The organism is Halomonas sp. AOP5-B2-8 (assembly GCF_052376475.1).
Lineage (GTDB): Bacteria > Pseudomonadota > Gammaproteobacteria > Pseudomonadales > Halomonadaceae > Vreelandella > Vreelandella casei.
Window position 1 is genome coordinate 206,653 of record NZ_JBQSVS010000003.1, and the last position, 18,292, is coordinate 224,944.

General features: G+C 49.5%; 18 protein-coding genes and 1 tRNA gene. 9 read left to right on the plus strand and 10 right to left on the minus strand.

Annotated elements, in window-relative coordinates:
- The first annotated feature begins 54 nt into the window (after positions 1-54).
- The gene (locus tag ACT3RP_RS08545) at positions 55-786 is read left to right on the plus strand and encodes a sulfite exporter TauE/SafE family protein (protein WP_444625475.1); all 732 of its coding nucleotides are present in this window, start codon (positions 55-57) and stop codon (positions 784-786) included.
- A gap of 112 nt (positions 787-898) precedes the next feature.
- The gene (locus ACT3RP_RS08550) at positions 899-1,099 is read left to right on the plus strand and encodes a hypothetical protein (RefSeq protein WP_235042223.1); all 201 of its coding nucleotides are present in this window, start codon (positions 899-901) and stop codon (positions 1,097-1,099) included.
- Positions 1,100-1,185: 86 nt separating this feature from the next.
- Here ACT3RP_RS08550 and ACT3RP_RS08555 read toward each other — a convergent pair whose 3' ends face one another.
- Complete coding sequence (locus tag ACT3RP_RS08555) at positions 1,186-2,019, minus strand: DUF6694 family lipoprotein (RefSeq protein WP_444625476.1); 834 nt, start codon at positions 2,017-2,019, stop codon at positions 1,186-1,188.
- A 290-nt stretch (positions 2,020-2,309) separates the two neighbouring features.
- Positions 2,310-3,479 carry a globin domain-containing protein gene (locus tag ACT3RP_RS08560; protein ID WP_483393633.1) on the minus strand — a complete coding sequence of 390 codons (1,170 nt, stop codon included), beginning with the start codon at positions 3,477-3,479 and terminating at the stop codon, positions 2,310-2,312.
- 138 nt (positions 3,480-3,617) lie between these two features.
- On the opposite strand from ACT3RP_RS08560, the gene ACT3RP_RS08565 reads away from it, so the two are divergent.
- Positions 3,618-4,067 carry an RrF2 family transcriptional regulator gene (locus tag ACT3RP_RS08565; RefSeq protein ID WP_444625478.1) on the plus strand — a complete coding sequence of 150 codons (450 nt, stop codon included), beginning with the start codon at positions 3,618-3,620 and terminating at the stop codon, positions 4,065-4,067.
- Positions 4,068-4,161: 94 nt separating this feature from the next.
- Here the strand turns inward: ACT3RP_RS08565 and ACT3RP_RS08570 are convergent.
- The 3 genes from ACT3RP_RS08570 to ACT3RP_RS08580 form a co-directional block, all read right to left on the minus strand.
- Positions 4,162-4,238 (minus strand) — tRNA-Pro (locus tag ACT3RP_RS08570).
- A gap of 133 nt (positions 4,239-4,371) precedes the next feature.
- Positions 4,372-5,190 carry an inositol monophosphatase family protein gene (locus ACT3RP_RS08575; RefSeq protein ID WP_444672241.1) on the minus strand — a complete coding sequence of 273 codons (819 nt, stop codon included), beginning with the start codon at positions 5,188-5,190 and terminating at the stop codon, positions 4,372-4,374.
- Positions 5,191-5,355: 165 nt separating this feature from the next.
- Complete coding sequence (locus ACT3RP_RS08580) at positions 5,356-5,838, minus strand: pilin (RefSeq protein ID WP_483393634.1); 483 nt, start codon at positions 5,836-5,838, stop codon at positions 5,356-5,358.
- A 226-nt stretch (positions 5,839-6,064) separates the two neighbouring features.
- Between ACT3RP_RS08580 and pilB the strand changes: the two genes are divergently transcribed.
- From pilB to ACT3RP_RS08610, 6 genes are read left to right on the plus strand one after another with little or no spacing between them, the layout of a single operon-like run.
- The gene (gene pilB, locus ACT3RP_RS08585; RefSeq protein ID WP_483393635.1) at positions 6,065-7,831 is read left to right on the plus strand and encodes a type IV-A pilus assembly ATPase PilB; all 1,767 of its coding nucleotides are present in this window, start codon (positions 6,065-6,067) and stop codon (positions 7,829-7,831) included.
- Between the two features lie 3 nt (positions 7,832-7,834).
- Complete coding sequence (locus ACT3RP_RS08590; RefSeq protein ID WP_483393636.1) at positions 7,835-9,067, plus strand: type II secretion system F family protein; 1,233 nt, start codon at positions 7,835-7,837, stop codon at positions 9,065-9,067.
- Positions 9,068-9,100: 33 nt separating this feature from the next.
- Entirely contained in the window at positions 9,101-9,946 is an 846-nt protein-coding gene (locus tag ACT3RP_RS08595; protein WP_483393637.1) for a prepilin peptidase, read from the plus strand.
- Between the two features lie 52 nt (positions 9,947-9,998).
- Positions 9,999-10,604: a dephospho-CoA kinase gene (gene coaE, locus ACT3RP_RS08600; protein WP_483393638.1), complete on the plus strand. Its 606-nt coding sequence runs from the start codon at positions 9,999-10,001 to the stop codon at positions 10,602-10,604.
- Between the two features lie 33 nt (positions 10,605-10,637).
- Entirely contained in the window at positions 10,638-10,871 is a 234-nt protein-coding gene (gene yacG, locus ACT3RP_RS08605; protein WP_096280201.1) for a DNA gyrase inhibitor YacG, read from the plus strand.
- A gap of 46 nt (positions 10,872-10,917) precedes the next feature.
- Positions 10,918-11,805, plus strand: coding sequence for a DNA replication terminus site-binding protein (locus ACT3RP_RS08610; RefSeq protein WP_441684410.1), 888 nt, complete (start codon positions 10,918-10,920; stop codon positions 11,803-11,805).
- A 25-nt stretch (positions 11,806-11,830) separates the two neighbouring features.
- Here the strand turns inward: ACT3RP_RS08610 and ACT3RP_RS08615 are convergent, their stop codons facing one another.
- From ACT3RP_RS08615 to ACT3RP_RS08635, 5 genes are all read right to left on the minus strand, one after another.
- Positions 11,831-12,181 (minus strand): hypothetical protein, encoded by a 351-nt coding sequence (locus ACT3RP_RS08615; RefSeq protein ID WP_441684411.1) that lies wholly within the window; start codon positions 12,179-12,181, stop codon positions 11,831-11,833.
- Between the two features lie 608 nt (positions 12,182-12,789).
- Positions 12,790-13,167, minus strand: a complete 378-nt coding sequence (locus ACT3RP_RS08620) for a histone-like nucleoid-structuring protein, MvaT/MvaU family (protein ID WP_235042213.1) — start codon at positions 13,165-13,167, stop codon at positions 12,790-12,792.
- A gap of 298 nt (positions 13,168-13,465) precedes the next feature.
- Complete coding sequence (gene rpsA / locus ACT3RP_RS08625) at positions 13,466-15,145, minus strand: 30S ribosomal protein S1 (RefSeq protein WP_235042212.1); 1,680 nt, start codon at positions 15,143-15,145, stop codon at positions 13,466-13,468.
- A gap of 183 nt (positions 15,146-15,328) precedes the next feature.
- The gene (gene cmk / locus ACT3RP_RS08630) at positions 15,329-16,018 is read right to left on the minus strand and encodes a (d)CMP kinase (protein WP_444672237.1); all 690 of its coding nucleotides are present in this window, start codon (positions 16,016-16,018) and stop codon (positions 15,329-15,331) included.
- On the minus strand, positions 16,011-18,290 hold the full coding sequence (locus ACT3RP_RS08635) for a bifunctional prephenate dehydrogenase/3-phosphoshikimate 1-carboxyvinyltransferase (protein WP_483393639.1): 2,280 nt from the start codon (positions 18,288-18,290) through the stop codon (positions 16,011-16,013). Before ACT3RP_RS08635 ends, cmk begins: the two co-directional genes overlap by 8 nt.
- Between the last annotated feature and the right edge of the window lie 2 nt (positions 18,291-18,292).

The window sequence follows — 18,292 nt, forward strand, 5'->3', positions numbered from 1 at the left end:
CATTCAGCCGCCTAGGTAAGGCGGCTGATTTTTTAGCTATCACCGGACCCGCCCATGCTAATTGCGTTTATTACGTTGTTAATTGCTGGAATCGTCAAAGGCGCGATAGGGTCAGGTGTCCCGGTTATTGTCGTACCTATTCTCACGATGCTGTACGACGTGCAGCTCGCTATCGCGATTCTGATTGCACCAAACCTGTTTAGTAACGCCTTACAGATATGGCAGTACCGTCATGATTTATTGCCACTTCGCTTTTTAGCCGTTTTTTCTATCGCTGGCGGCCTGGGCATCCTATTGGGAACCTGGGGGCTCGTAATATTATCGCCCGACATGCTGTCACTCGGCGTGGCTTGTGCGATTGTCATGTATCTGGTCATTAAATTGACCAGGCGCCACTTCACGCTCTCTTTTGAAACAGCTAAACGCGTGGTTATTCCTGCAGGGCTAATGGCAGGCATTCTTCAAGGGGCAGCAGGCATGTCGGCACCGGCTTCGGTGACTTTTCTTAATGCGATGCAGCTTGAACGACGCGTGTTTATTGGCTCAATATCGGTTTTCTTTGTCGCGATTACCAGCGTTCAACTGCCGGCACTCATTGCCACTGGCATTCTCACATGGGAACGTTTCATGCTCAGCATGATCGCCTTGATGGTGCTGCTAATCACTATGCCGTTTGGCGCCAGCTTAGGTAAACGTCTGCCTCACCGTTGGTTTGACAACCTTATCATGCTGCTTCTTGCCACCATCGCATGCAAAATTTTTGTAGATACCTTGGTCATCCGATAGTGCCAACGCGGGGCGTTCAGGCATGCAGGGGAACCAATTTATAAAAATCAGCCCTAACGTAATGACTTAAAGAGCGTACGACTCACTCATTCACTGCTGAAAGGAATTCACGATGCCGATGATTGATCAACTTAATAGTGGCAAAACGAAAGACTTCGCAAAACATTGCTATGAAAGCAGCTCTACCGACAAACTTCGTAATGCTGTTGAAGGGCAGGCAGACCAAGCAGAAATGGCCCATTGGGGTCTTAGCGAAGGTGAATGGAAAGAGGCAATGGCCGCAGCTTTAGCAGATCAAATGGAAGGAAAGTAACGGCGGCGTGTAGGCTCTAACCAATCAAAAAAAGCGCTACCGGGCAACCGATAGCGCTTTGAACGTTTTGGCATTTTTTTCAGTCGCTACTTTGCTGAGGATGCCATGGCATCTCCATATTGATCGCGCAAACGCTCTAGTCTGTCTATTTCACTAGCCGTCAAATCGGATGAATCCCACAGTGCCTGATCGTCTTTGCCGCGCACGCCTTCCACGCTAATCGTTAGCGTCGCGCTTTCAGGAATCTCCACGTTTCCCCATGGCCCAAACCGGTTGGGCGCAAGGCTCAGCGACTGGGTCTCCCCCGCCTCAATGCCACCGGCAATGATGTAATAGAAGGTTTCATCAACCCAGGGCGTTTCCCGGCCAGGACTCATCACCACCCCCCTCAGGAAAAGCTGCGATAAGGCCTGGCCGGTATCATTGGTCATTTTAAGCTCAATAACAGGTTCGGGAGCGCCATAAGGACTCTCGCTGATATAAAATCGAGCTTCATCAATGCTAAAACGCGCTAGCTGCTCTTTATCGCTTGCTGCTTTCGCCTGCTTTTCTTGAAGGCGGGACAATGTTCGAATGGCTTGCTCGCGCTCTCTTGAGCGCCGCTCTCGCAGTATCTCATCAGCACGCTTAATGACTTCGTCTCCCGTTAGCCCATGCATTTGAGCATTAGCCAACTCGGCAATCTCAGCGGCATTCATACGCTGCGGATTAAGAATATCGATGCCACCAAAGGTCGCGGTAGCAATGATGATCAGCGCTTTATCAAAATCGTTTCGTTTATAAACAGGCAGTGATTCACGCACGTTTTCGACAGAAACGACTGACGCAGGCATGGAGCTAGTATCAATTTTTGGATCTGAGCAACCAGCTATCATCAACAACGATAGTGATATGGCAGACAGCCTGACAAGGCTCCACATACAATCACCTCAAAACATCAGATAAAATTGCTGAGGAGCTTAACGGAAAGCGCTACTCACCACTACCCCTTGGTTTTTTTAGTGAACCGTTTGCATACTTTAAACAATATAATGTCTCTTCGACACAAGCCATCCTCCATGGGTTTGCCAGTCCTTCTTCAGTGCGGCATTTCGTGGACATTTATTGGGACGTGCTGACAAAGGGCAGCGGTAATATGGCCACTGCAAGCATCACTTCTTATCTAGAAAGGGCTTAATTTGACTAACCTCAGCGGCATAACATTTGTTACTTAAGCCGCATTTAACGCTTCAGCCGGTCCAAAGTGTTCAAAGTGGCGCATTGATGCCGGCACACCTAGCCGCTCTAACTCTTGATTTACCAGCGCCATAAAGGCATGCGGCCCAACGAAATAGCAGCGAGCCTGTGGTGACAAATAGTTAGCTAGCAGCGCGTTGTTGATTCGACCTTGATGATCACCGCCCGCCTGGTTTTCGTAAATAATGACCGTATTTAGCTGCTCAGGGTAGGACGTGCGCAGCTCAACCAGAGCATCGGCAAACGCGTGATGTTCAATATCTAATGTGGCATGTAGGTAGGTGACGTTTCTTCCTTGCTTAAGCGCCTGTTTAACCATTGGCAGCAAGGGCGTTTGACCAACGCCGCCGCTAATCAAAAGCAGCGGCTCGTTCTCACCGGCCAAGATCAACTCACCGGCGGGAGGCAGCAGCTCAATAATGTCACCGACGCTCAGCTGATCGTGAAAGTGTCGACTAGCAACACCATAATCTTCGCGCTTTATGGAAAGCCGATAAGAGTGGCCATTGGGTACATCTGAGAGGCTGTAGTGCCGATAAACCGGCTCCCCGTCGATAGACAGCTTCACACCAATATACTGCCCAGGTAGATGGGCGGCGACTTCCTGACCGTCTTCAGGTTCTAGAATAAACGAACGAATAACGCTGCTTTCCTGCTTGGTTTGCGCAATACGAAAACGACGCGTGCCACGCCAGCCACCGGGCTGTTGCTCAAAGCTGTTATAGCGCTGTTTTTCCATGTCTATCAAGATACTCGCCAACTCCTGATACAACCCACTCCACGCATCGGCTATTTCGGGCGTAATGGCATCCCCGAGTACTTCTCCAATGGCCGCCATTAAACACTCACCGACAATTGGATACTGACCCGGTTGAATATCCAAGGCTACATGTTTATTGACCACTATCTCTAACGTTTCACGCGCTTTCTGCGGCGACTGGCGCAGTTGAACATAGGCCAAGATCATGCCTGCTAGCGCGCGCGGCTGGCCGCCATTTTTTTGATGCGTCGAGTTAAATAATGGTTTTACCTGAGGGTAGCGTTCAAACATAAGCGGATAAAAGCGCTGAGCAATGGCGTTCAGATGTTCAGCCACTACAGGAGCAGTCATTTGAATAATGCCTTCTTGCGCAGGAGTCAACATAAGCACCTCATAAGATATATTTTAAATACATCTTTAAGGTACCAAGTTTTCCTCAAGGCGTAAACATATCGTGAATATCGTTTCAGCATGCCTTGGCACGCCGTACAATGAGTTCTTTCTTGCGCTGATGGCTTGTATATGCACCTAACTCGCTATACCGATTACTCAATTCGCGTACTGCTATATCTCGCGGTTAAGGGAGAAGAACGGTCGACGATCAAAGAAATTGCTGAGGCATTTTCCATCTCAAGCAATCATCTAATGAAAATCGTCCAGGAGCTCAATCAAAAAGGGTATCTCACCGCAATACGCGGTAAAAATGGCGGGTTGCTGCTTTGCCGACAGCCAGAAACAATTTCTTTAGGGGCGTTGATTCGTGACACTGAGAGCGAGATGGCGTTGGTCGAGTGTTTTCGTGACGATAACAGCTGTGTGATAACGCCCTCATGCCGATTGAGGCCCATATTGGCGGATGCGCTATCGGCATTTCTTAGCGTATTAGATCAATATACCCTTGCCGACTTATTGCAAGACCGCTCTCAGCTTGCAACGTTGATGCGGATTCCTGTATTCACCATTAATGAATAGCTAATGGCTGGTCTAATGCACTCGCTCCGGACCATACGAAACACAAAAAAAAACGCCGCTCGGTTTTAACCTAAGCGGCGTTTTTCAAAATATTTGGTCGGAGCGACAGGATTCGAACCTGCGACCTTTGCAACCCCATTGCAACGCGCTACCAAGCTGCGCCACGCTCCGCTGTCTTTATTGGACTTTACATCTTTGCCTCAAGACGGTGCGTATACTAGCCGGTTCGTGAACAAATGAAAAGCCCTTATAGCGTTTCTTTTCAAGTATTTGTCACACCCCACTGTTACCTTTCATACCCTCTTCACTCGCGTTGATCAGCTTCAAGCAGAAGATACGCCATGGCGTCATACACGCCAGGCGCGGCCACGAGCAAATGCTCTGAGTAGAGATCAGCTGGCACCGCTGACGGCACTTCGTATAAGTGCCCTACTCGTGCGCCCGCTTCTCGTGCTATTACCCATCCTGCAACAAAATCCCAGGGCGAAACACTTTCGTAATAGGCATCTAAGCGTCCACAGGCAACATCGCATAAATCTAGCGCGGCCGCACCATTGCGACGAAGATCTTGGCAGTGCATTAGCACTGCTTCTAAACGCTTTAGCAGCTGTTTACGCGACTCATGACGATAAGGAAAGCCTGTACCGACCAAGGTATGCATCAGCGAGTCTGCATTGCTCGGCTGAATGGGTTGACCATTGCAAAAAGCGCCTCCACCTTCTACAGCACTAAAGGTTTCGCCTAAAAATGGCGCATGAACAACGCCCACTTTGGCAATACCCTCTTCCATCCACCCTATTGAGACTGCTACGTGACGCAATCCCTGGGCAAAATTGACCGTGCCATCGATGGGATCTACGACCCAAAGATGTGATGCTTCCACATGCACAGCGCTTTCTGGGGCGAGTTCTTCACTCATTCGTGCTTCGCTTGGAAAGTGCTCTTCTAACCGCTTACTAATAAGTTGATCAACGGCAACATCAACATCCGTTACCAGTTCATTGTCTTTTTTCATCCGCCGTGAAAAACCTTGTTGCTCACGAGCGCGAACAATCATCTGGCCGGCTTCTTCAGCAATGGAAATGGCGATTTTGAGCCGCGACGATAGCGTGTGGTCAGTCATTGAATCTCCTATTTAGGATGACTAATGGATATAACTACACACCATAAGCTGACAAGGGATAATTTTCGAGTCGCATCAGCTTTTAATGAATATATTTAGCGCGGACTAGCCCCTCTTATCTGAGCGTAATGTTATACCCATCGTGTTAACCCTTAATTCAAGAATTCAACGACATTCAGAAGGCAAAAATTTAGGATCGATCTCGTTGTCACCACCCACTCTGCACTCCCAATTAATACCCTCACCACCTTCCCCATTAGGATCAAAAACTAGCGTGCCACCTGCTAAGTCACTAACAACCGAATTATCTTGCATTGTGATTACTGTTACGCCCGGCTTTTCTGGTGAAACATCAATACGCGCAACATATCTGCCCGAGAGCTGGTCTGGCGCAGAGAGCCCTGCTTGCTCATTATCATCAGGAAATTCACCGTGCGTTATACGGTACTCAGAAAGAGCTGCTTTGACAGGCGACATTAAACTCAAGGCCTCACCCACCTGCGCACGCCCTACATAGTTCTGATACTGGGGCACCGCGAAGGACGCCAAAACCCCAATAATAGCCACAACGATCATCAGTTCGATCAGCGTGAAGCCGCGCTGATTACTGCATCGGATTACCCGCATTTCTCTTAATGTTAATGGCACAGTTAAGCTCCTGATATTTTTCAATAAAATTAAATATAAAACTAATTATAATGAGCTATAAAAATTAAAAATAGCTCATTTTATTTAATATTACAAGCTAGAAACAACTGATAATTAATTTAAAACCACTCTATTATTATCATCAAAAATCGCGCTAAGCTGGCAGATTAAGCTGCCCAAGAAAGATACAAGCATTCGTTTACGCCTATCTAACATAGGTTTTCAGATGAGTCAGTCATATATTAAGCCTACGGTAAGCCATTCTATGCCTAACGCTGACGCTTTTAATACTAAACGCCGCCTTGTCCATCATGGGCTATTGACGGAGTCACAAGCAGACGCGGTGGAAATAGAGGCAAACAATCTAAAAATATCTTATTTTCAGTATGTTATTGATAGCGGACTGATTAAAACTGTCGAAGCAGCGGTAATAGCGGGCTATGAGCATAGGCTTCCCATCATCAATCTTGATGACGTTAATATTAATAGCTTACCACCAGCATCTGAATACCCAGCTAAGCTACTGCAGCGCCTTCAAGCTTTTCCATTGTCGCGCCATGGCCAGCATTTAATCGTGGCGGTCGCTTATCCATCGACATTGACAACGCTGGATGAACTGCAAATAGCCACGGGACTTAATATTGAATGCATACTCGCACCTGCAGATCAAATCTCTGCATCTCTTAATCGCTATCTTTGTTTAGATGAGCATGAAGATGACACGCTAAATGAACTGGATACTATTGATGCAGCTATTAACGACTTAAACACTGTGGCTAGGCAGCACATGGATCATGAAAGGCCCCTAGAAAAGTCCTTTCAAGACAGTGATGATGCGCCCGTTGTAAGATTTGTTAATAACATCGTGTCGGATGCGGTTCGTCGTGGCGCGTCCGACATTCATTTTGAGCCCTATGAAACACTTTATCGCGTACGCTTTCGCATAGACGGAATCCTCGTTGAAGTTGCACAGCCTCCGCTAGCATTGTGCAAAAGGATTGCTGCTCGTTTAAAAGTCATGGCGCGCTTGGATATCTCAGAACGACGTCTACCTCAGGATGGCTCACTAAAACTCAATATGTCGCGCACGCGCGCTCTCGATTTCAGGATTAATTCGCTGCCCACGGTTTATGGTGAAAAGATAGCGCTTCGAATTCTAGATCCCAACACCGCCCAGCTAAGCATCGAACAGCTAGGCTTTACCGATGAACAGCGTGACCACTATCAGCAAGCGTTAAGCCAGCCTCAAGGCATGATCCTAGTAACAGGGCCTACCGGTAGTGGTAAAACCGTTTCGCTCTATACCGGTATTAACATTCTCAATAAAGTTGAGCGCAATATATGTACTGCAGAAGACCCTGTTGAAATCAAGGTGCCCGGCATCAACCAGGTAAGCGTGCTACCAAAAATAGGCCTTGATTTTGCAAGCTCCCTACGGGCATTTTTGCGCCAAGATCCGGACGTAATCATGGTCGGTGAAATTCGAGATCTTGAAACAGCTGATATTGCCGTTAAAGCAGCGCAGACAGGCCACTTGGTGCTATCGACTGTGCACACTAACTCAGCTGCTGAAACGCTCACACGGCTTGCTCAAATGGGTATTTCATCATTTAACATCGCTAGCGCGGTTACGCTCATCATTGCCCAGCGCCTGGCGCGCAAGCTTTGCCCACATTGCAAAGAGCCTGCGGAAATTCCTCATGAGATATTACGTAAACAAGGCTTCTGTGATGACGAAATTCTTGACTCGACTATCTACAAAGCTGCCAGCTGCAGCCTCTGCACGCAAGGCTATAGAGGTCGTATCGGCCTTTATGAAGTGGTGCCTATCACCGATGCCATTCGCCAGCTAATACTGCGTGATGCTAACGCGTTGGATATCGATCAACAGGCCCGTCGAGAAGGCTTTCTCAGCCTTCATCGCAACGGCTTATTAAAAGTAATGCAGGGTGTTACCAGCCTTGAAGAGATCCACCGAGTGAGCAAGGAGTAAGCCATGGCCCAACCTACACGCCTGCGCCCAACTCGTGCCAATAAGCTTTCGCGCTGGAAATGGATCGGCAAAGGGCCTCAAGGCAGGCCGTTAAGTGGTGAAATGATAGGACGCAATAAGGCTGAAATAGCCGCAGCATTGCGCAAGCAAGACGTTGTGATCCGGCGCATCAGCAAGAAAAGTAACGTAGTTGGCAGTAGCCGCATTAACGCTAGTGACATCACGCTATTTGCCCGCCAGATGGCAACAATGATTCGAGCGGGCATTCCCTTACTGCAAGCGCTTCAAGTGGTCACTGAAAGCTTGAAGAAACCTGCCATGGTGGCCGTCATGCAACGGCTGATGAGTGATATTTCGTCAGGCTCTAGCTTTTCTGACGCCTTAGCCCATCATCCAAAATACTTTGATCGGCTGTTTGTTAACTTAATAAATGCAGGTGAACAATCTGGTGCGCTGGATCAAATGCTCGATCGTGTTGCCACCTACAAGGAAAAAGTGGCGTCGTTGAAAGCGCGTGTTAAAAAAGCGCTGTGGTATCCCTGCACCGTTTTGGCGATTGGCACTGCAGTGACCATGCTACTGTTAATCAAAGTTGTGCCCGAGTTCGAGGCTATGTTTCATAATTTTGGCGCGGAGCTACCGGCACTAACGCAGATGACAGTGAATTTGTCCGAGCTTGCTCAGCGCTACTGGCTCGCAGTGCTGGCCGTGATGGGTATCGCTGTGCTGCTACTCAAAATAAGTATTCAGCGTTCCCCAAGAGCTGCCTACCGCATGCATACAGTGCTGCTTCACTTACCCGTGATAGGCGATATTGCACACAAATCCGCCCTGGCGCGCTTTTCACGCACTTTAGCAACGACGTTCGCTTCTGGCATCCCCCTGGTCGAGGGTCTAGATATAAGCGCCGGAGCCACAGGTAATGAGGTGTATGAGCGTGCGGTGCTACAAACACGTCGGGATGTCGCCACCGGGCATCCGTTACATTTTTCTATGCGTATGACAAACTGCTTTCCACCTATTGCTATTCAAATGATAGGGGTCGGGGAAGAGGCTGGCTCATTAGACGCCATGCTTAATCGTATCGCCGATTATTATGAGGAAGACGTCGATAATAAAGTCGATGCGCTAACGTCGCTCATGGAACCCATTATCATTGTTATATTAGGTGCTGTGGTAGGTGGCGTTGTGGTCTCGATGTATTTACCTATCTTCGAGTTAGGTTCTGCTCTCTAAGGTTTCTATCATTTCAAAATGCTAAGGAGCGACATGTACCACCCTTCGCTTATCGTATGGCTACTGACTTTAATGGTTGGGCTGTGCCTGGGTAGTTTTCTCAACATCGTGATTACACGCCTGCCTGTGATGTTAATGCATCATTGGCGCAGCGAGGCTCGCGCAGCTCTTGAACTAGATGAAGAACAATCAACACGCTTTAACTTAGCAACACCTGGCTCTATGTGTCCACGCTGCGAAATCCCTATTGCTTGGCACGACAATCTGCCTATTATAGGCTGGGTAAAGCGTCGTGGGCACTGCGCAGAGTGTAAAATCGGCATTAGCTTACAATATCCCCTAGTGGAAATAGCCGGCGGCCTGCTAGCCCTAGCGGTGTTATCGCTTCACGGACTAAACGCACAATCAGCGTTTATTTATGCCGCCTGCCTGATGCTGCTGGCGCTCGCCGTGATCGACTTTCGCACTCAGCTGCTACCCGACGTAATCACCATCCCCTTGCTATGGGCAGGGTTGCTGTTCCAGCTTATCTTCCAACCGTTTATGCTATCGGATGCCGTCATTGGCGCAATGGCAGGTTACTTAATCCTGTGGAGTTTTTATTGGCTATTCAAACTGCTCACTGGTAAAGAAGGTATGGGCTTTGGCGACTTCAAGCTACTCGCAGCACTTGGCGCTTGGCTGGGATGGAGCTTTTTACCACTGTTGCTAATCCTTTCCGCAGGGCTTGGAGCTATGGTAGGGCTCATCGCACAAGCCTGTTTGCCACATTTGCGTGGGAAGCCACTACCCTTCGGCCCATTCCTAGCGCTCGCGGGCTGGGTAGCATTATTAGTCGGTGATGAGCTTATGTCGCTATATGTCAGTATGATTATTTAACACTTAGCCATTTAAAACTTAGCCATTTGACACTTCACTATATGAGGCACTAATGATTATCGGATTAACCGGGGGGATTGGATCAGGTAAGTCTACCGTTGCTCGTGCCTTTGAAACGTTTGGCGCCGCCTGGATTGATGCCGATGATGTTGCTAGAGACGTAGTTGCCGTCGGGGAGCCCGCGCTGATCGCGATTAAAAATCGCTTTGGTGCTCATATCATTTGCCAAGATGATGGCACGCTCAATCGCGCCGTTTTACGTGACATTGTATTTAAAGATCCAGAACAACGGCTGTGGCTAGAATCAGTCACGCACCCCAAAATACGCGAGCGTATTCTAGAGCACTTGAAGCGGCTTAAATCCCAGGGCGCGCCGTATGTTCTGCTAGTGTCGCCGCTACTGTTTGAATCGGGTCAAAGCGAGCTGGTCAGCCGCTGCATCGTTGTTGATGTGCCCCAAGCGCTGCAACTATCCAGGACGCTAATGCGAGATGGGGTGAGTGAAAGCCAGGTGCGTGCTATTCTCGCGGCCCAACTTACACGCGACCAACGGCTAGCAAAGGCAGATGATGTGATTGATAACAGTGGTGACCACGCGAGCATGAGAAAGCAAGTGGCACGACTTGATGCATCCTACCGGCAGCTACTTAACTGCTGATCCATCGCATTTGTTACCGCAAACGGAGTTTTTATGGCTAGCCCTGCAAATGATTCCCCACTCGAGGTTAACTGCCCACAGTGCGCCAAGCCCGTTCAGTGGCTACCAGAAAGTACGTATCGCCCTTTCTGCAGCAAACGCTGTCAGCTGTTAGATTTAGGCGCCTGGGCCGACGAATCACACCGTATATCAGGTGAATCGGCGATGGATGAAGCTGATATCGAAACACTGTTAGCGCAAGCGGATAAAGATGCGCCCCTTTCTTAGACAAAAACGTCAATCAAAGCGGCCTTAGCGAGCCACGTAACTAACCATGACTACCAATAAACCAGGATCAGCGTCACCCGCCGCCTATCAACTGCTGCTCAAACTAGAGCAGCAGTTTGACTATTTACTCGCCACCATAGATACCGCTGCCTCGCTATACGAGCAACAATCACCGGCGACTTGGGTCTTTCATCAAACGACGCCTTCGCATCACTGGCTGCGGGAAGCACTGTTCGATATGTGGCATGGGCAGGATCAAGATGGTCGTGAAACACGCAATTACATTTCTATAGTGGCAGCGAACGATGAACTGCTTGCCGCGATAGGCGCTATCAATCAAGCTAAAAAAATATTTAGCGAACTGCTACAGCGCACGAAAGAAGCTCACCCACAGTCTCTCAGCGATGCTAAAAACCGCCTACCTAAGCGCCACCCGCATGTTGATGCGGTGCTTCAACGCAACGGGCTAGCACGCTTGCATCTTAAGCAAAGTTGGCGGCAGCTACCTATCGCACAGGCACCTGTTTCACGCGTTCGTTTTGCGTGGTATAGCAGCGGCCGTTCCATTAAGCGACTAACGGTACAAGAAGCAGAACATAAGCTATTACAGCTAGATACCGATGCCTCTCATATCCGCATCCAATTGCGTCAACTAGCGGGCATCCCAAGCAGTGAGATCCTTGCTCAGGTACAAACACAGGCACCGCTGATGCGTGCAAACTTATTTTTTACCGAACCGCTTGCAGACGGACATTCAAGACAAGCATTAAATGCCGCTATGCCCATATTTGTACCCGATAACAATCAGCGGCTGCCACACATTAATCTACCTGCGCTACACCCCCCCACAACCCGTACTCGCGCTCGACGTCGTGATGAGAAAATAGAACAGGAAATATTTCTACCGAGCATACGCGTTTATCGCTACAGGTAGCGCAGGGTAACTCCCCACGCTTTACTTAAGACTGCTCACCGCTAGGCACCGTGTCTCGTTGCCATAATCCATGGGAAAGTAGCGTCTCAGACAGTTCTGCTAAATCATAATGCGTAAAATCATATTCGCTTAACAATGCTTCAAAGCGCTGCTGAAAAATACGCCCCTGCTCATGCTGTTGCTCTTCCTGCTTCGCGTCCAAATCATCTTGTTCAAGCGTTGCAAGCGATCGTACCGGTGGCCCTGTAGGAATATCGAAATCACTATCGGGGTCATCTAACTGGCGCAATGCTTGCGCAAAAGCATCGTCTAACTCACGAAATTTACGCAGCTTATCGCGCTCATCTAACTGCTTTTGAACCTTTTGATATTTCATCGATGTTTCATTTACACCTTGCTTGAAATGATTGATATGACTACCAACGCAGCATTTTCTTTAAAGCAGATATCAAACACATGAAACGATTAGGCAATATTTAATTACCATCTACTTGCCTGGATGACGATATGATCGCCATATTTTCCAAAGCGATAAGAACGACCACTAGCAAAGTACTTTACAGAAAAGATAAATACAGCTATCGCATACCGCCATATTGCTGTCATTTACCTCATTAATATAGCGTAAATGAGTTACGCCGTAGGGACAAAGACCATGCTTATTTTGCATAGTTCAAGCGGTGTCAAAAACAGTTCAGACCCAGTCACTACTCACAACGGCTGTATGCCTTACCGCGCCATAGATCACTCGTCGCACACAGTAAGAAAGCCTTCGCCCCCTCCCCCAAAAAAGCCTTCACGGGAGAACATTCTACATAGAGGCTGACAAACAGCTATTGAGGCACAGCTGGCACTGAGCTATACATGCTGGATGCAAACAGTTAACGCGCGATTAGAATAACTCTTACGAGGTTGAAGCATAAACATGTATGTTGCCAATAAAAAACCGGCATTTCTATAAAGAAATGCCGGTGACTAAATAGCTTAGTCTTCCATGCGTACCAGCCAAGATTCAACGGCTTCATCGCCATGCTCATCTTTCCAGCTACGCAGGCCTTTGTGATTGCCGCCACGCGTTTCGATCACTTCGCCCGTCTTAGGATTTTTATAAATTTTAAGACGACGCTTACGACGCGCATTGCCACTTGCGGTGACTTTAGCACCACCACGTTGCTCAGCAGCAGGATCTAACAATGCAATAACGTCACTCGGGCGCTTTCCAAATTCTGTCATCAGAGCTTCAAGTTTAGCCTTGAACTCTAATTCGCTTTTTAGCCGCTGATCGCCCTCTAGACGCTGAAGGTCTTCCTGCAGCTGTTTTAGCTGTTGTTCTTTTTGAATATATTCGTTAAGTAATGACATCGGGGTTCCTTTAGTATCATATCCAACTGAACAGGGTCCAACTGGCTTAGGTGCAGACTTTACAACACTGGCACCCACTAGTTCAGAATGCTAGGACATTATTCCTGTAAAATAGCTAACTGACAACAGTCTAGTTGATTTTTACTCAATTACTATTCGTTTTTAAAACTTATAGCATTTTAATCAGCTTGAGCCCTAACCAGTTTCAATCAATATGAAAGCCCGACAATTCATATATTACAAACAAAAGCGCCGCCCATAAGGGCGGCGCTTTTACAAACCAATAACTAATATACTATTAGTCTTGGCCCATTTGCTGCTTGATTAGATCACCGATAGTGGTCGGACCACCTGCAGTTTCCGGCTCTTGATCACGCAGTTTTTTAAGGTTCTGACGCGTATCGTCTTGGTCCTTCGCTTTAACCGACAGATTAATCTGACGGCTCTTACGATCAACGCTAACAATACGTGCTTCGACGCTGTCACCTTCATTCAATACATTACGCGCATCTTCAACGCGATCAGCACTGATTTCAGAAGCCTTCAGCACAGCAATAACGTCAGTCGCCAGCTCAACCTGAGCTTCTTTAGCATCAACTTCAATGACGCGACCGGTTACGATGCTGCCCTTATCGTTAACTGACAGATACTCAGCAACGGGGTCTGAATCCATCTGCTTGATACCCAGCGAGATACGCTCACGCTCTGGATCAATAGACAAAATAACGGCTTCAGCTTCGTCGCCTTTCTTAAAGCTGCGTACGGCTTCTTCGCCAGTATCAGTCCAAGAAATATCAGACAGGTGAACTAGACCGTCGATACCACCTTCAAGGCCGATGAAGATACCGAAGTCAGTGATTGACTTGATGGTACCTGAAACACGGTCGCCCTTGTTGTAATCAGTGTTGAAAGTTTCCCATGGGTTAGCAGTACACTGCTTGATACCCAGAGAAATACGACGACGCTCTTCGTCGATATCCAACACCATGACGTCAACATCATCGCCCACTTGAACGACTTTAGACGGATGGATGTTTTTGTTAGTCCAGTCCATTTCAGAAACGTGAACTAAACCTTCAACGCCTTCTTCCAGTTCAGCAAAGCAGCCGTAGTCAGTCAGATTAGTGACGACCGCGTGCACTTTCATGCTTTCCGGATAACGCTCTTTGATATTGACCCACGGATCTTCGCCCAACTGCTTCAGACCCAGTGAAACGCGATTACGCTCACGGTCAAACTTCAGAACTTTGACGTTAATCTCGTCACCAACAGCAACGATCTCAGACGGGTGCTTAATACGCTTCCACGCCATGTCAGTAATGTGCAGCAGGCCGTCAACACCACCTAGGTCTACGAAAGCGCCGTAGTCTGTCAGGTTTTTAACGATACCTTTAATCTGCTGACCTTCTTGCAGAGTGGCCAGAAGCGCTTCGCGCTCAGCACTGTTCTCTGCTTCCAGAACCGCACGACGAGATACAACAACGTTGTTACGTTTCGGATCGAGCTTGATGACTTTAAAGTCTAGCTCTTTATTTTCCAGGTGCGCAGTATCGCGAACTGGACGAACGTCAACCAACGAACCCGGCAAGAAGGCACGGATAGAGTCAACTTCGACCGTAAAGCCGCCTTTAACCTTACCGTTAATAACGCCCTTGATGATTTCGTCTTTCTCGAAGGCTGCTTCCAGAATCTTCCAAGCTTCTGCACGCTTGGCTTTTTCACGGGACAGACGCGTTTCACCGAAACCATCTTCAACGGCTTCAAGTGCAACATGTACGTCGTCACCGATAGCGATGTTCAGATTACCGTGTTCATCGCGGAACTGTGATGCAGGGATCTGACCTTCAGATTTCAGACCAGCGTTGACAGTAACCCAGTCACCGTCAATGTCGACAACTTGAGCGGCGACAATAGCGCCTGGCTCCATGTTGATGTCGTTAAGAGACTGTTCAAACAGCTCAGCAAAGCTTTCGCTCATGGTGTTCCTACGTAATTACGTTGTTGAGGCATAAATGCCTTCTCCGCACCACCAGCAAGTGCGGGCCTAATGTCACTCAGCCTTCGGGGGTGTTAACGCTGGTTAGACCTGACCGGGCTCACCGATGTGAGTTTAGTGCCCTGCCACGTCGTGACACCTATCCAAAAGCGCCGCAAGGGAGAATCACACGCCGCTTACAAGCCCACGTTGGGCTAGCAGTTCGGTCAGTCGATCAACCACTTCCGGTATGCTCAGACGCGTGGTATCAAGCGTTATGGCATCATCTGCCGGCTTGAGAGGTGCCACGCTGCGCTGCATATCACGTGCATCGCGTGCCTGAATCTCCTTTAAAAGACTCGGAAGACTAGCATCCACCCCGGCTTCCTGCAACTGCAGATAGCGCCGGCGAGCGCGTTCGTCGGCGCTCGCCGTTAAAAAAATCTTCAGCGGGGCATCAGGAAAGACCACCGTTCCCATATCGCGACCGTCCGCCACAAGCCCCGGCGCTTGACAAAAATCACGCTGGCGTTGCAAGAGAGCTTGGCGCACTAATGGCAAAGCGGCCACCCGCGAAGCACGCTCACCGGCGTCTTCGGTGCGAATGACTTGGCCGACATCATCACCTTCAAGCATTGTTCGCGGCCGGCCATCCTCAATCGGGAACGCAACATCCAACTGCTCAGCTAAACGCGCTAAAGCAATTTCATCGTCTGCGGCCACATCATGATTAATGGCCGCCTGCGCCGTTAACCGATAAAGCGCACCGCTATCTAGCAGATGCCAGCCCAACCTCTCTGCTACTAAACAGCTGATAGTGCCTTTACCGGCACCGCCGGGGCCATCAATCGTCAGAACGGGGACACGGTCATTCATGCGCGCCCTCCACGCTGATGCCCATGCCTATACGCGTGGCTAACTCAACAAAATCCGGGAAAGAGGTGGCCACGTTGGCACAGTCTTCAATGACAATGTCATCACCAGCGCGCAGCGAAGCGATCGCAAAGGCCATAGCAATACGATGGTCACCCAGGCTATCAATGCGCCCACCGCCATAGCTGGCGACCTGCGCATTACCATTACCGGTAATATCGATGCCGTCTTCTACCACGGTGTGCTGAACGCCTAGAGTAGCAAGGCCATCCGCCATTGCCTGAATACGATCTGATTCTTTCACGCGCAGCTCTTCTGCCCCTCTAAGCCGCGTTATGCCCTCTGCATTTGCAGCGGCAATAAACAGCGCAGGAAATTCGTCAATCGCCAGCGGCACTTGATCAACGGGGATATCGATTCCCTTTAGCGGTGCGTAGCGAATGCGTATATCCGCCACCGGCTCGCCGCCCACTTCGCGCTCATTCTCTAGCAGCAAATTAGCGCCCATCAAGGTAAGGATATTAATCACACCTATGCGCGTTGGGTTAATGCCCACGTGCTTAAGGGTAATATCAGCCTCTGGGGTAATCGCCGCCGCGACTAAGAAAAACGTCGCTGAAGAAATATCCGATGGCACGTCGATAGGAGCTGCGGACAGCTTGCCGCCGCCCTGAAGCCAGCACGTATCGCCATCACGAGAAACCGCATAGCCGAAACCGTTAAGCATGCGCTCAGTGTGATCACGCGTGGGGGCAGGCTCACGCACTCGCGTTTCGCCCTGTGCGTACAATCCGGCTAACAATAGGCAAGACTTCACCTGCGCACTGGCCATAGGCATATCGTAATGAATGCCTTTCAGCGCAGCGGCACCGCGAATTTTGAGCGGCGGACGTCCGCCCTCAGCGGTATCGATCGTCGCTCCCATGAGGCGCAGCGGATCGGCTACGCGCCCCATCGGCCGCTTAGTTAGCGATTCATCGCCGGTTAGCTCACTGTCGAATGCCTGACCGGCCAGCAGGCCAGAAAAAAGTCGCATAGCGGTGCCGGAATTTCCCACGTAGAGCGGCCCAGCAGGCGCCTTTAGACCGTGCAGGCCTACGCCATGAATAGTAACTCTCCCCTGCTGCGGCCCCTCAATCGCCACGCCCATTTCACGAAATGCCTGCAGCGTCGCTAAGCTGTCTTCGCCCTCTAAAAAGCCTTTAACTTCAGTCACACCTTCCGCCAGCGCACCCAGCATTATAGAGCGATGAGACATAGACTTATCGCCCGGCACGCGCAAATGCCCTTTTGCTTGGCCGCCTGGCCGCACACGGTAGGTCACCTTACCTTGTGGTTGCATATGATATTCCGCCTGATAGCTGGTTTTATTCAATAAAGAGTCGAAATAGTGCCGGGCATGGCTGGCGCGATCAAAGGTGGCAATCAGCGCATCGCTATCACCGGACTCTACCGCATGACGAAGGCGCCCAAGCCCTGCTTCAAAATCATCTAGCGATGCCAATACCGCGTGTTTATTGGCGATAAAAATATCTCGCCACATGACCGGATCGCTACCCGCAATCCGCGTAAAATCACGAAAACCACCCGCCGCATAGCGAAAAATATCGAGTCGCTCATCCTGACGAGCAAGCGTATCAACTAGCGAAAATGCCAATAAATGCGGCAAGTGGCTGGTCCGTGCCAATACCTGGTCATGGCGCTCAACGTCCATCTCCAACACCTCGGCACCGCAGTCTTGCCATAGCCTGCGGACTCGATTCAAAGCATCGCGGTCAACGTCAGGCTCTGGTGTCAGAATTACTTTATGATCCACATATAATTGTGGGTTTGCGGCTGCTACACCGCTTTTTTCTGAACCTGCAATCGGGTGGCCTAACACCAAGTTAGTCGGCACTCTGCCAAACACACGCAGCGCGCAGGCTCGAATGGTTGCCTTAGTACTGCCGACATCCGTCATAACGACATTCGGGGCAGCCCTTGGCAGCGCATCGGCTAGGTTAGCCATAACGCTTTCCATGGCCAGCACCGGCACTGCCAGCACGATCATAGAGGCCCCTTCCACCTGTTCAGCAAGACAAGTGCCACCTGAATCGATCAAGCCCATTTCAATACCGCGAGCGATCTCATGCTCATCAGGATCGCAGGCAACTATCTGCCCCTGAAAACCCGCCACGCGAAGCGCGGATGCCAATGAACCGCCAATTAACCCTAAGCCAACAATTAACAACCGCGACTCATGAGATGCAGACTGACAGAGATGTTCCGATGCCATCA

Bases quoted from the DNA above. Each gene is read 5' to 3' on its own strand.
- ACT3RP_RS08545 (WP_444625475.1), top strand. From the start codon at position 55: ATGCTAATTGCGTTTATTACGTTGTTAATTGCTGGAATCGTCAAAGGC.
- ACT3RP_RS08550 (WP_235042223.1), top strand. From the start codon at position 899: ATGCCGATGATTGATCAACTTAATAGTGGCAAAACGAAAGACTTCGCA.
- ACT3RP_RS08555 (WP_444625476.1), bottom strand. From the start codon at position 2,019: ATGTGGAGCCTTGTCAGGCTGTCTGCCATATCACTATCGTTGTTGATG.
- ACT3RP_RS08560 (WP_483393633.1), bottom strand. From the start codon at position 3,479: ATGTTGACTCCTGCGCAAGAAGGCATTATTCAAATGACTGCTCCTGTA.
- ACT3RP_RS08565 (WP_444625478.1), top strand. From the start codon at position 3,618: ATGCACCTAACTCGCTATACCGATTACTCAATTCGCGTACTGCTATAT.
- ACT3RP_RS08575 (WP_444672241.1), bottom strand. From the start codon at position 5,190: ATGACTGACCACACGCTATCGTCGCGGCTCAAAATCGCCATTTCCATT.
- pilB (WP_483393635.1), top strand. From the start codon at position 6,065: ATGAGTCAGTCATATATTAAGCCTACGGTAAGCCATTCTATGCCTAAC.
- ACT3RP_RS08590 (WP_483393636.1), top strand. From the start codon at position 7,835: ATGGCCCAACCTACACGCCTGCGCCCAACTCGTGCCAATAAGCTTTCG.
- ACT3RP_RS08595 (WP_483393637.1), top strand. From the start codon at position 9,101: ATGTACCACCCTTCGCTTATCGTATGGCTACTGACTTTAATGGTTGGG.
- coaE (WP_483393638.1), top strand. From the start codon at position 9,999: ATGATTATCGGATTAACCGGGGGGATTGGATCAGGTAAGTCTACCGTT.
- yacG (WP_096280201.1), top strand. From the start codon at position 10,638: ATGGCTAGCCCTGCAAATGATTCCCCACTCGAGGTTAACTGCCCACAG.
- ACT3RP_RS08610 (WP_441684410.1), top strand. From the start codon at position 10,918: ATGACTACCAATAAACCAGGATCAGCGTCACCCGCCGCCTATCAACTG.
- ACT3RP_RS08615 (WP_441684411.1), bottom strand. From the start codon at position 12,181: ATGAAATATCAAAAGGTTCAAAAGCAGTTAGATGAGCGCGATAAGCTG.
- ACT3RP_RS08620 (WP_235042213.1), bottom strand. From the start codon at position 13,167: ATGTCATTACTTAACGAATATATTCAAAAAGAACAACAGCTAAAACAG.
- rpsA (WP_235042212.1), bottom strand. From the start codon at position 15,145: ATGAGCGAAAGCTTTGCTGAGCTGTTTGAACAGTCTCTTAACGACATC.
- cmk (WP_444672237.1), bottom strand. From the start codon at position 16,018: ATGAATGACCGTGTCCCCGTTCTGACGATTGATGGCCCCGGCGGTGCC.
- ACT3RP_RS08635 (WP_483393639.1), bottom strand. From the start codon at position 18,290: ATGGCATCGGAACATCTCTGTCAGTCTGCATCTCATGAGTCGCGGTTG.